We start from the raw sequence: 13,410 nt of genomic DNA, 5'->3' as shown, positions 1-13,410 counted from the left end.
CGCGGTCCGCCCCCATGTGTCAGGCAGATTTCGACGGACGTCATCAGAGGTCGTTTCCGGACCGCTTGATCATCGGACGCCAACGGCCGTCCGGTCGCATCGATTCGCCCGAACGGATGAATCATGGGGCTAAAGGTCAGGTTGTCTGGGATTTGTGCGTGTGACGACCTCGCCTTGCCGGGAAGCGGTACGTAAAGTGGTCCCGCCCCCCGATCACGCGAGCTGGAGCACGCATGCCGGTTCAGACCAGCCCCCGCCCATCGTCGCTGAGCGCCGACCCCTACCGGGCGTCGGCCGCCGTCCCGCCATCTGGCGGTCGCGGCGGTCGGCCCTCCGGTACGGCCCGCAAGCGCACCCGGCGCAAGGACCCGCTGTGGGCCCGGCTGACCGTGGTCTTCGGCGCGGTGCTGATGCTGACCAGCGGTGTCGCGATCGTCGGCAGCAAGGCGCTGATCAGTCAGGCCACCGGCAACATCGCCCAGCGCAACCTGCTCGGCGGGGCGGGCAAGACCGAGGCCGAGGGCGGCGCCAACCTGGACGGCCCGATCGACATGCTGCTGCTCGGCGTGGACGCCCGGGAGCGCTGGGCCGCCGACGACGTCCGCTCGGACAGCATCATCGTGCTGCACATCCCGGCCAGCCACGACCAGGCGTACCTGGTCTCGATCCCCCGGGACACCGAGGCGCAGATCCCGGCGTTCAAGAAGAGCGGCTTCAAGGGCGGCACCGACAAGATCAACGCGGCGTTCCAGGCCGGCGCGCGCAACGGCGGCGGCTGGGAGGGCGGCGCGCAGCTGATGGCCCAGACCATCAAGAACATGACCGGGGTCAGCTTCGACGGCGCCGCGATCATCAACTTCGGTGGCTTCAAGAACGTCATCGACACCCTCGGCACGGTGCGCATCTGCGTCAGCCACGAGGTGAAGTCGCACCACATGATGATCGTGGACGGCAAGCAGATGTGGAACGCCGACGCCAAGAAGACCGGCCGGCCGATGACCCCGGTGGTCTACAAGAAGGGCTGCCGGGAGATGAACGGCCTCCAGGCGCTCGACTACTCGCGGCAGCGCTACGGCCTGCCCAACAGCGACTACGACCGCCAGCAGAACCAGCAGCAGCTGATCAAGGCGATGGCCCGCAAGGCCACCGACAAGGGCATGCTGACCAACCCGGTCAAGGTCAACCAGCTGATCAAGGCGGCCGGCAAGGCGTTCATCCTGGACACCGGGGGCGTGCCGGTGGCCGACCTGGTGTTCACCATGCGCGGGGTGACCGCCAACGAGTTGACCATGCTGCGGACCAACGGCGGCACGTTCAACGGCAACGCCAACAACCGTGAGGCGCTCAGCCAGCAGACCCTGGACATGTTCCAGGCGATCAAGGAAGACAAGCTGGGCGAGTTCGTCTACGCCAACCCGAGCGTGCTGTCCACCCGCAAGTGACCGGCCGGTAGTCACGGCGAACCGGCCCGGGAGCCGGTCACCCGACCGTAGCCTGACGTGAGAGATATTCACGTTGCGGCCACGGGGAGGGCGTCACGGCCAGGTCAGCGCGATCCGACCGGGGGCGGGGCACACCGCCGCCCGTCCGACGCCGGACACGCTGGCCACGGGTCCTGCTCGGCGTCGGCCTCACCCTGGTGCTGCTCGCCGGGCTCGCCGTGGTCGGGGTACGACTGCTCACCCACCGCTACGACCGCACGGTCAGCAAGGAACAACTGCTCGCCCCCGACGCCCGGCAGGCCCGCACCGAACTGGAAGCCGGGCTGAACTACCTGATCGTCGGCTCCGACCAACGCCCCGGCGCATCCGGGCCGGACCAGCGGTCGGACACCATCCTGATCGTGCACGTGCCACCCGACCTGCGGCAGGCGTACCTGATTTCCGTCCCCCGGGACCTGCTGGTCACCATTCCCCCGGACGGCGTCGGCTACGCCGGGGGCCAGGACAAGATCAACGCAGCGTACGAGCACGGCGGCGGCGGCGAGGGCGGCACCCGCCTGCTCTCGGCCACCCTGACCCAGCTCACCGGCATCCGCTTCGACGGGGCGGCCCTGGTCGACTTCGCCGGCTTCCGACGCGTCATCGACCTGCTCGGCGGCATCCGGATGTGCGTCGACACCGAGGTCCGCTCGATCCACACCGGCGTCCTCTTCCCGGTCGGCTGCCAGCAGATGGACGGCGCACGGGCGCTGGACTACGCCCGGCAGCGCTACGACCTGCCCAACGGCGACTACGACAGGCAGCGGCACCAGCAACAGATGCTGCGGGCGATGATGGACCGCGCCGGCGAGACCCACCTGCGTACCGACCCGGTGCAACTCGACCGGGTGCTGCGGGCGGTCGGCAGCGCACTCACCGTCGACACCAACGGCGTACCCCTGGACGAACTGCTGTTCGCCCTGCGGTCGCTGCCCGCCGACGCGCTACGTGGGGTGCAGCTCCCGTCCTACCCGCAGACCATCGACGGCATCTCGTACGTGGTGCTCGACAACGGCGGCGGCGGACTCTTCGACGCCGTCCGCACCGACCGGCTGCCCGAGTGGTCACGGGCCAACCCGCGCTGGGTCAACCGGCTCTGACCGTCCCACCGTCGACAGGCCGCCACGCCGAGCGCCGACGTGCCGCCGACGGCACCGAGGATCTAGGCTTTCGACCGTGTTCGGATCCCAGGTTCCCAGTGTCCCCGTGACCGCGATCGACGACGAAACCTACCTGCTCGACGTCCGCGAGGACGACGAGTGGGCGGCGGGCCACGCGCCCGGCGCGCATCACGTACCGATGATGGAACTGCCGGCCCGGCTCGCCGAGGTGCCCACCGACCGCGACGTCGCGGTCATCTGCCGCTCCGGCGGGCGCTCCGCCCAGGTCGTCGGCTACCTGCTCGGCAACGGCTGGGAGCAGGTCCGCAACGCCGACGGCGGGATGCGGCAGTGGGCGGCCGTCGGCAGGCCGGTCGTCACCGGGGACGGGCAGCCCGGCCAGGTCATCTGAGCAGCGGAGGATGGCTGATCCACTGGTCTTCGCGCACCGGGGCGCGTCGGCCGACCTGCCCGAGCACACCCTGGCGGCCTACCTGCGGGCCCTCGACGAGGGCGCCGACGGGCTGGAGTGCGACGTCCGGCTGACCCGCGACGGGCACCTGGTCTGCGTACACGACAGGCGGTTGAACCGGACCAGCAACGGTCACGGCCTGGTCAGCGCCCGCACCCTGGCCGAGCTGGAGACCCTGGACTTCGGCTCCTGGCATCCCGGCTGCGCGCCGGACGACGGCGGCGTGGCACCTGACGACAGCCGTACCCGGCTGCTCACCCTGGACCGGCTGTTGACCGCCGTCCGCGACGCCGGCCGCCCGGTCCGGCTGCTGGTGGAGACCAAACACCCGTCCCGCTACCGGGGGGACGTCGAGCGCCGGCTGGTGACCATGCTGCGCCGGCACGGGCTGGCCGAGCCGGGCCCGGACGATCCGGTCCAGGTCACCGTGATGTCGTTCTCCCCGCTGGCGGTCCGCCGGGTCCGCGAACTGGCCCCGGCGTTGCCGACCGTGCTGCTGCTGGAGGTGCTGCCGCGCTGGCTGCGGCTCGGCCGGCTGCCGTTCGGGGCGCGGATCGCCGGGCCGGGCATCGGCCTGGTCCGGGCCCGCCCGGGGCTGGTGCCCGCGCTGCGCGCCGCCGGCCACCCGGTGTACGTCTGGACGGTCAACGAGCCCACCGACCTGGAGCTGGTCCTCGACGCGGGGGTGGACGGGGTGATCACCGACCGGCCCGCGCACACCCTGGCCCGGCTGGGCCGGTGACGCCCGGGGCACACCGGCCCCCGGCCGACGCCGGGGGTTCGGGTCGGCACCGGCTGCCCGAGCCCGGTGACCTGCGGGGGGTGCCCGAACCGCCCGGTACGGGGCAGACTCGGGGCATGCCGGAACGCCCCGACCTCGCCGCCCTCATCACCGACCACGGCGCGGTGATCGAGATGATCAACTCTGGTGAGGCCGGACTGCCGGTGCTCACCTCGCTGCTCCGGGCGGCCCGCCCCACGCTCGGCGCGGCCTGCGTGGCCTTCGTCGAGTTCGCCCCGACCGGTGGCCGGGTGATCGCCGCCAGCGGCTGCGCCGAGTGGACCATCGGCCGTCCGCTGCCCGCCTCCGACCCGGCCACCGTCTGCCTGCTCACCGGGCCCCGGGTCCGCCAGGCCCGGCTGGACCATCTCGACGGTCCGCTCGCCGCGGAACTGGTCGGCAACGGCCTGCGCCGCATGATCGTCGCCCGCGCCGAACTCAACGGGCTCACCGTCGGCACCCTGCACGCCCTCTACACCGACGACGACGAGACCGAGGACCGCGTCCAGCACGCCACCCTCGGCTACCTCGCCTCCTGCATCGCCCACATGTACGGCGACCAGAGCGGCCTGCCGGTGCACGGCGACGGCCCGGTCGTCGCGGCGCTGGCCGACGGTCTGGCCGTGGTCGACCGGGACGGTCGGGTCCGGCTGTGGAACCCGGCCGCCACCGAGGTCACCGGGCGCAGCGCCGGGGACGCGATGAACCGGCCGCTGCCGTTCCCGCTCCCCCCGGCCGGCCAGCTGCTCGACCACCAGCTCCCGGACGGGCGGTGGCTGCGGATCACCGCCGGTGAGCTGGTCGGACCGGGCACGCTGCGGGTGATCACCTTCCGCGACATCACCGACCAGCGACGCCGGGAGTCCGACCGCGACCTCTTCGTCGCGGTGACCAGCCACGAGCTGCGTACCCCGGTCACCGTCATCAAGGGGTACGCCGACACCCTCACCGACCACTGGGAGTCGCTGACCGACCACGACCGGCGGCAGGCGGCCCGGGTGATCGGTCAACGGGCCAACGAACTCGCCCGGCTGGTCGACCGGCTGCTCACCTCGGCCACCGACGGACGCTCCGACGACGAGCCGGCCGTCCCGTTCGACCTCGGTGAGGCGCTGCGCGCGGCGGTCCTGGACCTCCCCGGCGACCTGCGTCGACGCCTGTTCCTGCACGTGCCGGCCGACCTGCCCAAGGCCCTCGGGGACCGGCGCAGCCTGACCACCGTGCTGACCGAGCTGTGCACCAACGCGGGCAAGTGGGCACCGGCGGACTCCCCGATCGAGGTGTTCGCCTCGGCCGACGGGCAGACCGTGTCGTTCCGGGTGACCGACCGGGGGGTGGGCATCCGGCCGGAACACGTCGAACGCGCCTTCGACCGGTTCTGGCAGGGCGAGTCCGGCGACCGGCGGGCCTATCCGGGTGCCGGACTCGGCCTCTATCTCGTCCGCCGGATCGTTGAACAGCAGAATGGATGGGTATCCCTACGTCCACGCGACGGTGGCGGTACCGTCGCAGAGGTGCGGCTCCCCCGCGGGTGAGCCGCCAGGTGGGCCGGACGACCCACCGCGGGCACGGGCCGAGAAGGAGCCGGAGTGTCGACGGGACGAGTCGAGCGTTCGTGGTGTGTGGTGGTCCCCCACCACCCCACCGGCGCGCGGCTGGCCCGGCACCGGCTCGCCGACGAACTGGCCGACCTGGTGCCCCCGCCGCTCCTCGCCGATCTGGTGGCCGTCCTGGCCGAACTGGTCGGCAACGCGGTCCGGCACGCCGACCCGCTGCCCGGCGGGGTGGTCCGGGTCGCCTGGCGGCTGCGTCCGACCCGGACCGGGCCGGGTGTCTCCGTCCGGGTGACCGACGGCGGCGCCGGGGCCGGCCCCCGGATGCGGGCCGCCGGCACGGACGCCGTCGACGGACGGGGCCTGCACATCGTGGCCGGCCTGGCCAGCCGCTGGGGGGTCGACCGGGACGGCCTGGGGCAGAGCGTCTGGGCCGAGTTCGACCCCGCCGACTGCCGGCCGGACCTGGTCGCCGCCGGCTGAGCGGGGCGGGTCCTTCCCCCACCGCCGCCCGTCGGGCTCTAGGCTGTCTCGCCGTGAGCAAGCGTCGAAAGAACCAGCGCGCCGAGGCCGCTCCCCGCCGGGAGAAGATCCGGGACGTCTTCGTCCCCCGTCCGTTCGAGGGGCTGGTGGACGAGCCGGAGTGGATCGCCCTGCGCGAACTCGTACCGGCCGCCTCGGCACCGCTGCGGCTCACCCCCGACCTGGTCGAGGAGCACGGCGACCGCCCGGTCACCCTGGCGACGGTGCTGCCGATGGCCGCCCCGGCGATGACCAAGCCGGACGGCCGGGTGTTCATCGGCCTCCAGCGGCACCAGCAGTCCGGCGACGTCTCCCGGGACCTGGCCGACGCGCTGCTGTGCGCGTTGCGTACCGAGCCGGGCGGGGCGGTGACGGTGCCGCCGCTGCCGGGCCCCGGCCCGCGCCTGCAGGACATCCTGGTGGACGGCCCGCTGGAGATCACGATGCACGACGGGTTCGAGTTCTGGCTCGACCCCGGCGCGGCCGACGACCCGACCGTGCAGGCGTCCCTGGAGCGGGCGAACGCGGCGATCTACCCGACCGTGAAGCTGGCCGCCGCACGGGCCGCCTACTGGTGCCAGGTGCCGGAGAAGGCGCACGTGCGCTGGGTGCTCGGCGACGACGAGGACGCCGCGCTGGACGCGCTCTCCCGGCTCTCCGCCGCCGGTGCGCTCACCCTCGGCGAGGGCACGAAGTTCGCCGGCATGTTCCGGGCGCACGGCCGGCTGGCACCCGTCTGGGACCTGCCGGAGGACGTCCCGGCCGCCAAGTGGGAGGAGCCGGTGGCCGCGTTCGCCGAGCGGTACGCCGACGCGCTGGCCGAGAAGGAGCCGTTGGACGCCGCCGGCCGCCGGGCCCGTCAGGGCCTGCTCGGCCGCCAGCTCACCCTCCGCTAGCTAGCCCCTGCCGTCTCGGCCCGCCGGGCGGGCCGGTGCGCCGGCTTCGTCGGTTCGGGCCGCCCGGGTGGGACGGTTCAGCCGGCCGCCGGGTGCAGCGGCTCGCGGACCAGCGGGCAGGACATGCAGCGGGGGCCGCCCCGGCCGGAGCCCAGCTCCGAACCGGCGATCGGGATGACCTCGATGCCGGCGCGCTCCAGCTGGGCGTTGGTCTCCACGTTGCGTTCGTAGCCGACGCAGAGCCGGGGGGCCAGGGCGAGGGTGTTGTTGCCGTCGTCCCACTGCTCGCGTTCGGCGGTCACCGGGTCCAGGCCGGTGTCGATCACCCGGAGCTGGTCGAGGTCCATCGCGTCGGCCGCCGCGCGCAGGAACGGCGCGGGGCCGTCCACCCGGGGCTCGCCGTCCGGCCCGGCGATCACCGTGTACGCCGACAGCGTGCTGGCCACGTTGGGGTACATCAGCACCGCGTCGACGTCGACCATGGTGCACACGGTGTCGAGGTGCATGGTGGCCCGTTCCTGGGCGATCGGCACCACCAGCATGGTGTGTGCCAGGCCGGCGGCGAAGACCTGCCGGGCCAGCCGTTCGGCGCCGGCCGGGGTGGTCCGCTCGCCCACCCCGACGGCGAGCACGCCGGGGGCGAGCAGCAGCACGTCGCCGCCTTCGAGGTGTTCCAGGCCGGGGTGGTAGACGGTCCGGGTGCCGACGAAGCGGGGATGGTGCCGGTAGATCGCGTCGGTCAGCGTGGTCTCCCGGCGGCGGGCCGGCATGGCGAGGCTGGTGACCCCGACCCGGTCGCCGATCCACAGTGACGAGTCGCGGGTGAAGAGCAGGTTGGGCAGCGGGTCGATGACGAAGTCGTGCCGGTCCATCATGGTCCAGACCAGACCGCCGGGGCGTTCGGCGCTGATCCGTACCTCCTCGTGGGCGAGGCCGGCGATGAGCACGTCGGCGAGCCCGGCGGGGTCGAGGTAGGCGAGGTGGTCGGCCACCCGGCGGCGCAGGGTGTCGCCGAGCCGGGGCGACGCGAGCACCTGCTCGGTGAGTTCGGCGCGGGCCTCGGCGACGGCGAGCGTCTCGGCGAGCAGGGTGGCGAGGTAGAGCACCTCCACGCCGCGTCCGCGCAGCTCGGCGGCGAAGGCGTCGTGCTCCTCCTGGGCCCGGCCGACCCATGGGATAGCGTCGAAGAGCAACGAGTCGTTGTTGCGGGGGGTGAGGCGGGCCAGTTCCGGACCCGGTCGGTGCAACAGCACCGTGCCGAGTCGACCGACCTCGCTGTCCACGTAGTGGGTCACCCCCGCAGCGTAGGGCAGTGATGAACGATGTTCAGCGGAAGAACTGCGGATGAATATGGCATTCATCCGCACTCATTCCGGCGCTCCAACTTGCCGAACCCCCACAGTGGCGACGTAGGGTAGTGAGAACATAACTTTCGAGGGACCTTTTGCCGGAGGTCGCGATGACTGTCTTTCCCGCTCGTCGAGCCGTACCCACCCGGGCACTGCCGCCCGTGGCGGTGCCGCACCCCCGTCCCGACGGGTCCGCGGCTCTCGATCCGGCCCGTCCGACCCCACTGGAGTGGGCACGTCGACGCCGGGCCGAGCGGGGCGCCCGCCGGCTGGAGGCCGCCGGGGCGCGGGCGCTCGGTCAGCTCGACCACCTGGGTCCCGCCTGGCACGTCATCGAGTGGCCGCGCACCGACGTCTCCGACGTCCTGCGCGACCACGGGCAGGACGAGCGCGCCGGGTTCCTCGCCATCGGCCCCAGCGGGCTCTTCGCGGTCAGCATCGCCGACCACGGCCGGGCCCGGGTGCTGGTCGCCGGGGACGTGGTGCAGATCAACGGCAAGCGCCCGCCGTACGTGGCCGAGGCCCGGCGGGACGCCAAGCGGGCCAGCAAGGCGCTCAGCCAGGCGGTCGGGCTGCCGATCCCGGTGACGCCGGTGCTGACCTTCGTCGGCTCCGGCGTCATCAGCGTCTACGGCCTGCCGAAGGACTGCATGATGGCGACCCACCGGGAGCTCGACCGGCTCCTCGTCGCCGGAGGCAACCGGATCAGCCCGGCCACCGCCGAGAAGCTGTCCCGGGTCGCCCAGGCCCCGCAGACCTGGCACAACGGCACGTACCGTCCCACCGGCGACTACCGGTGGTACGACGAGGGCCGAACGGCCGCTGACAAGCCGGCGGGTCGCCGGTAACGTCACCGGCGACGCCCCGCGGTGCCGGTCCCCCCGACATGCCGGTCCGCGCCGTCGCCGGCCGCCCGCCAGGGCACTTGATCCCTCCACCGGCGGCCGGTGGCTCCCGCGCGGTCGGCGACCGTCACGAAGACCGGCTAGCGTGGACAGACCGTCGGTGTACCTAGGAGGCGCGGTGGCCCACGTCGAACTCTCGCTCCCGGACGTGTTCGTGCCGCCGGCGCGGACGCCGACAGGGCCGGGGTGCGACAACGTCGGGAAGTGGTCGGCGAGCGTCTCGCACGCCGAGGAACCCTGCCTCCTGATCGACGCCGACACCCTGGTGGTCGCCATCTCCGCCGCCGGCTGTGAACTGCTCTGCCTCGGTGCCCCCGAGGACGTGGTCGGCCTGCCGCTGCTCGAAGGCGGCCTGCGGCTGCTCGACTTCACCGCCGCCCGGCACGAGCTGCCCGAGCAGGAGACCGACAAGATCCCCCCGCTGCTCGCCCTGCACTCCGGTCGGCTCGCCCGGGGTCTGCTGCGGGTGCAGCCCGCCGGCGACGCCAGCACCTACGCCACCGTCGACGCCGTCTCCACCCCGATGCTCACCGGCGGCTCGGTCACCGGTTCACTCACCTTCTTCTCCCCGATCTGACCCGGCACCGCCCGCGCCGGTCCGCCCCGCGCCGGGCGGCGGCGTCGGGCGCGAGCGTCGGGCGTCGCGCCGGCCTTCACCGGGCGGACGGTTTTTCCTACGATGGGTTCACCCCACCGGCCACACGACCTGCCCCCTCCCACGGTCCGTGACGGCCGGCCCCCGTCGCGACGCCCCGCGCCCGAATCCCCCGAGGACCGGCCCGTGCCGCCTGACCCCGCCCACCGCCGCCCCCCGTACCGGCGGCCGGTCGCCGCCCGGCTCGCCGTGGCCCTGCTCGCCGTGTCGCCGTTCACCGGCTGCGCCGCCCCGCCCGACCGGGAGCTGCCGGCCCCGGTCGCCCCACCCACGCCGGTGGTGACCCTGCCGCCGACGACGTCGCCCCCAGTGCTGCCGGTGACCCCCACCCTGCCGCCGACGTCAACGCTGCCGAGCCCCACCGTCGCGGCGGTCGCGATGGCCTGCGCCGGCCGCCCGTCGGCCGACCGGGTGATCGGGTTGCTCCGGGGCGACGTGCTGCCCCGCGACGTGTCGGTACGGGCCGTCGACGGCCCGCTGTGCGCCGACGGCTGGCAGTACACCGTGCTGTCCGTCAGCGGGCACGAGGAACTCCAGGCGGTCAGCCGGGGGGAACCGGATGCGCTGCGGCTGGTCACCGCCGGCACCGATGTCTGCTCGATCGAGGTGAAGGCCGTCGCGCCGCCCGCCATCCGGACGTTGGCCTGCGACAGCGGGACCGGGCTGCCACCGGGTGCGTAGGCTGGGCGGCATGCCCGGAACACCGCCGACCCGCTACGTCTACCTCGGCCCCGAGGGCACCTTCGCCGAGCAGGCGTTGCGCACCGTCCCGGCCGCCGAACGCGGCAGTCGTACGCCCGCCCGCAGCGTCGGCGAGGCGCTGGAGAGCGTACGGGCCGGTGAGGCGGACGCGGCGCTGGTGCCGATGGAGAACTCCATCGGCGGCGCGGTCGGGGTGACCCTGGACGAGCTGGCCGAGGGGGACCCGCTGGTGATCACCCGGGAGGTGATCCTGCCGGTGGAGTTCGTGCTCGGCGCGCGCCCCGGCACCGACCCCGCCGGGGTGCGCAGCGTGGCCGCCCATCCGCAGGCGTCCACCCAGTGCCGTAACTGGCTGCGCGCGCACCTGCCCGACGCCACGGTGATCGACGTGCTGTCCAACGGCGCGGCGGCGGCCGGCGCGGCCACCGGCGAGTACGACGCGGCGATCTGCGCCCCGATCGGGGCGGCCCGGCACCGGCTGGCCCTGCTCGCCGACAAGATCGCCGACCATCCGGACGCGGTGACCCGGTTCGCCCTGCTGTCCCGCCCCGGCCCGCCCCCGCCGCCCACCGGCGACGACCTCACCTCGCTGGCCGTCTACATCGCGCACGACCGGGTGGGCGCGCTGCTGTCGGTGCTGATGGAACTGGCCGTGCGGGGGGTCAACCTGACCCGGATCGAGTCCCGTCCCACCGGCGAGGCGCTGGGCCGGTACGTCTTCTTCCTCGACTGCACCGGTCACGTCGCCGATGCCCGGCTCGGTGAGGCGTTGCAGGGGCTGCGGCGGGTCTGCGCCGAGGTGCGGTTCCTCGGGTCGTACCCCAGGCACCGGTGGGCCGACGCGGCGGGTGACCGGCCGGTCCCCGCGCCGGCCGGCCTCTCGGACACCGACTACACCGACGCGGCGGCCTGGCTGGCCCGACTGCGGGCCGGCGAACTGAGCTGACCCCACGCGGCCCGGGTCCCGGCGGCGGCGCGGGTGCGGGCCGCACCGGTCCGGCCGTGCAGACGAACGTGGGGCGGTCCCGACCGGAACCGCCCCACGTCGCGGAAGGTCAGCTGAGCAGGCCGCCGAGCAGGCCCTGTTGCTGCTGCTGGCCGCCGCTGCCCTGGACCGGCGGCTCCTCCGACGGCTGGACCACGACGAAGCCCTGCCCGGCGAAGCTCATGGTGAACGCCTCACCGGTGCTGCGGCCGAGCAGGGTGCCCAGGCCGAGCTGCTCGGCCCGGTGGTAGCCGGTCTGGAGGTTGGCCGACCAGCACACCGCCGCCTGCGGGTCGACGTAGGTGGGCGCGTCGACGTTGAGCACGACCGGGGTGCCCTTGGTGGTGATAGCGATCCGGCCGTAGCCGCTGAACACGCAGTTGAACAGGCCGGACGAGGCCATCCCCGCGCCGCCGACCATCTTGATGTCGTACGACAGGGTGGAGTCGAAGGCCAGCACGCTGGACCCGTTGATCGACAGCGCGTCGCCCGGCTCCAGGTCGATGATGTGCACGTCCTTGGCCAGTTCGGCCAGGAAGACGTCGCCGTGGCCGCTGAGCTTCATCAGCGGCACGCCCTCGCCGGTGAGCCGCTGCTTGATGAACTTGCCGATGCCGCCCGAGCCCAACGCCTGGAACTGCACCTGCCCCTGGTAGGCGACCATCGACCCGACCCGGGCCATCGCCTCGCCGTTGAGTTCGATCTTCAACATCTTGGAGTTCTGCAGCCGCATGCCGGGCTGGGCGGACTCCTTCTCCAGGTTCTCCGCGGAGAACAGCGCGCTGCGCATTGGGTCTTCCTCCTGATTGGGGGTGTGCTCACCACACGGTAGGCAGCCCCCGCAACCCGCTGCATCGGCCGAGCGGCGGGCAAGCCCGGCTCCGCGCACGGAACCGGTCAGGTACGCGCAGACGACCGGACCGACGGGGCCGGGGGCGGGCTCAGGCCCAGCCCAACGCGTGCAACCGCTCGTCGTCGATGCCGAAGTGGTGGGCGATCTCGTGCACCACGGTCACCGCCACCTCGTCGACCACGTCGTCCTCGGTGGCGCAGATCCGCAGGATCGGCCGGCGGTAGATGAAGATCCGGTCGGGCAGCACACCCGAGTAGTTCCAGCCGCGTTCGGTGAGCGCGTGCCCCTCGTAGAGGCCGAGCAGGTCCTCCCCGGGCGGCGGGTCGTCCTCGACCAGGATGACCACGTTGCTCATCAGCCGGAGCAACCCCTCGGGCACCTCGTCGAGGGCCTCGCCGACCAGCTCCTCGAAGCGTTCACGGCTCATCTCCACGGGCACCTCACCCATTGTGCCCGAACCGCCGCCCGCCCACCGGTCCCGCCGGCCTACCCCGTCCGCCGTCCGACCCGGGCGGGCCGGACGGCGGACGGGACGGATCAGGCGAGGCGGGCGGTGAGGCTGATCTGCGCGCCGGGGGAGAGCAGCCGGGAGATCGGGCAGCCCTCCTTGGCGGCCTCGGCCAGCTTGGTGAACTGGGCCTCGTCCAGGCCCGGGGCCTGACCGACGGTCTCCAGGTCGATCCGGGTGACGGTCATTCCCGCGTCGGTCTTGTCGAAGTGCACCTTCGCGGTGGTCTCCACCGAGGTGCCGGACACCCCGGCGTCGGCGAGCTGCTTGGAGAGCGCCATCGAGAAGCAGCCCGCGTGGGCGGCACCGATCAGTTCCTCCGGATTGGTCCCCTCGCCCTCCTCGAAGCGCGACTTGAAGGAGTAGTTCCCCTCCAGGCCGCCCTTTCCGGTGCGGACGGTCCCGGCGCCCTCGGTGAGGTTGCCCTGCCAACGTGCGGATGCGGTACGGATAGGCATGACCCGAACGCTAGTCGAAAGCCCTCGCCCGCGGTGACCGACCGGGCGGGGTGGCCGGCCACCGCCGCCGGCCGAAGGGCGCCGGCCGGAGGGTGCCGGTCGCGACCACGGGCGGCGGCCGACGTGCGCCGTTCCGGGCCCGACGCTGCCGGCCCACACCGGGCCGACGTGGGATGATGCGGGTCAGGCC

The 13,410-nt window shown here is 73.3% G+C and carries 15 protein-coding genes; 11 read left to right on the top strand and 4 right to left on the bottom strand.

Annotated elements, in window-relative coordinates; translation table 11 throughout:
• The first annotated feature begins 233 nt into the window (after positions 1-233).
• The 7 genes from ACN267_RS25275 to ACN267_RS25245 all read left to right on the top strand — a co-directional run bounded on the left by ACN267_RS25275 (position 234) and on the right by ACN267_RS25245 (position 6,805).
• The gene (locus ACN267_RS25275) at positions 234-1,442 is read left to right on the top strand and encodes an LCP family protein (RefSeq protein ID WP_421489785.1); all 1,209 of its coding nucleotides are present in this window, start codon (positions 234-236) and stop codon (positions 1,440-1,442) included.
• Positions 1,443-1,639: 197 nt separating this feature from the next.
• A complete protein-coding gene (locus ACN267_RS25270) occupies positions 1,640-2,581 on the top strand; it encodes an LCP family protein (protein WP_421489784.1) in 942 nt (313 codons plus the stop codon).
• A 76-nt stretch (positions 2,582-2,657) separates the two neighbouring features.
• The gene (locus ACN267_RS25265; RefSeq protein WP_204958302.1) at positions 2,658-2,993 is read left to right on the top strand and encodes a rhodanese-like domain-containing protein; all 336 of its coding nucleotides are present in this window, start codon (positions 2,658-2,660) and stop codon (positions 2,991-2,993) included.
• 10 nt (positions 2,994-3,003) lie between these two features.
• Entirely contained in the window at positions 3,004-3,795 is a 792-nt protein-coding gene (locus tag ACN267_RS25260) for a glycerophosphodiester phosphodiesterase (RefSeq protein WP_421489783.1), read from the top strand.
• Positions 3,796-3,911: 116 nt separating this feature from the next.
• Complete coding sequence (locus tag ACN267_RS25255) at positions 3,912-5,369, top strand: ATP-binding protein (RefSeq protein WP_204958304.1); 1,458 nt, start codon at positions 3,912-3,914, stop codon at positions 5,367-5,369.
• A gap of 54 nt (positions 5,370-5,423) precedes the next feature.
• Positions 5,424-5,870: an ATP-binding protein gene (locus tag ACN267_RS25250; protein ID WP_372445963.1), complete on the top strand. Its 447-nt coding sequence runs from the start codon at positions 5,424-5,426 to the stop codon at positions 5,868-5,870.
• Positions 5,871-5,923: 53 nt separating this feature from the next.
• Positions 5,924-6,805 (top strand): DUF5926 family protein, encoded by an 882-nt coding sequence (locus tag ACN267_RS25245; protein ID WP_204958305.1) that lies wholly within the window; start codon positions 5,924-5,926, stop codon positions 6,803-6,805.
• A gap of 77 nt (positions 6,806-6,882) precedes the next feature.
• Here ACN267_RS25245 and ACN267_RS25240 read toward each other — a convergent pair whose 3' ends face one another.
• Positions 6,883-8,100, bottom strand: coding sequence for an arginine deiminase (locus tag ACN267_RS25240; protein WP_204958306.1), 1,218 nt, complete (start codon positions 8,098-8,100; stop codon positions 6,883-6,885).
• A gap of 164 nt (positions 8,101-8,264) precedes the next feature.
• On the opposite strand from ACN267_RS25240, the gene ACN267_RS25235 reads away from it, so the two are divergent.
• From ACN267_RS25235 to pheA, 4 genes are all read left to right on the top strand, one after another.
• Positions 8,265-9,002, top strand: a complete 738-nt coding sequence (locus ACN267_RS25235) for a hypothetical protein (protein ID WP_204958307.1) — start codon at positions 8,265-8,267, stop codon at positions 9,000-9,002.
• 175 nt (positions 9,003-9,177) lie between these two features.
• Positions 9,178-9,636, top strand: a complete 459-nt coding sequence (locus ACN267_RS25230) for a hypothetical protein (protein WP_204958308.1) — start codon at positions 9,178-9,180, stop codon at positions 9,634-9,636.
• A 204-nt stretch (positions 9,637-9,840) separates the two neighbouring features.
• Positions 9,841-10,395, top strand: coding sequence for a hypothetical protein (locus ACN267_RS25225; protein ID WP_372445964.1), 555 nt, complete (start codon positions 9,841-9,843; stop codon positions 10,393-10,395).
• A gap of 10 nt (positions 10,396-10,405) precedes the next feature.
• Complete coding sequence (pheA, locus tag ACN267_RS25220) at positions 10,406-11,362, top strand: prephenate dehydratase (RefSeq protein WP_204958309.1); 957 nt, start codon at positions 10,406-10,408, stop codon at positions 11,360-11,362.
• 109 nt (positions 11,363-11,471) lie between these two features.
• Here the strand turns inward: pheA and ACN267_RS25215 are convergent, their stop codons facing one another.
• From ACN267_RS25215 to ACN267_RS25205, 3 genes are all read right to left on the bottom strand, one after another.
• Positions 11,472-12,191 (bottom strand): AIM24 family protein, encoded by a 720-nt coding sequence (locus ACN267_RS25215; RefSeq protein ID WP_088643597.1) that lies wholly within the window; start codon positions 12,189-12,191, stop codon positions 11,472-11,474.
• Between the two features lie 151 nt (positions 12,192-12,342).
• Positions 12,343-12,687, bottom strand: coding sequence for a metallopeptidase family protein (locus ACN267_RS25210; RefSeq protein WP_204958919.1), 345 nt, complete (start codon positions 12,685-12,687; stop codon positions 12,343-12,345).
• A gap of 104 nt (positions 12,688-12,791) precedes the next feature.
• Complete coding sequence (locus ACN267_RS25205; RefSeq protein WP_088643598.1) at positions 12,792-13,220, bottom strand: OsmC family protein; 429 nt, start codon at positions 13,218-13,220, stop codon at positions 12,792-12,794.
• Positions 13,221-13,410: the final 190 nt, after the last annotated feature.

This window comes from Micromonospora sp. WMMD734, assembly GCF_049178975.1.
Lineage (GTDB): Bacteria > Actinomycetota > Actinomycetes > Mycobacteriales > Micromonosporaceae > Micromonospora > Micromonospora wenchangensis.
The sequence above is the reverse complement of the archived record's forward strand: the minus strand, read 5'-3'. Positions and strand labels throughout refer to the sequence as shown.

Coding starts and splice junctions, on each gene's coding strand:
- ACN267_RS25275 (WP_421489785.1), top strand. CDS start 234: ATGCCGGTTCAGACCAGCCCCCGCCCATCGTCGCTGAGCGCCGACCCC.
- ACN267_RS25260 (WP_421489783.1), top strand. CDS start 3,004: ATGGCTGATCCACTGGTCTTCGCGCACCGGGGCGCGTCGGCCGACCTG.
- ACN267_RS25255 (WP_204958304.1), top strand. CDS start 3,912: ATGCCGGAACGCCCCGACCTCGCCGCCCTCATCACCGACCACGGCGCG.
- ACN267_RS25235 (WP_204958307.1), top strand. CDS start 8,265: ATGACTGTCTTTCCCGCTCGTCGAGCCGTACCCACCCGGGCACTGCCG.
- pheA (WP_204958309.1), top strand. CDS start 10,406: ATGCCCGGAACACCGCCGACCCGCTACGTCTACCTCGGCCCCGAGGGC.
- ACN267_RS25215 (WP_088643597.1), bottom strand. CDS start 12,191: ATGCGCAGCGCGCTGTTCTCCGCGGAGAACCTGGAGAAGGAGTCCGCC.
- ACN267_RS25205 (WP_088643598.1), bottom strand. CDS start 13,220: ATGCCTATCCGTACCGCATCCGCACGTTGGCAGGGCAACCTCACCGAG.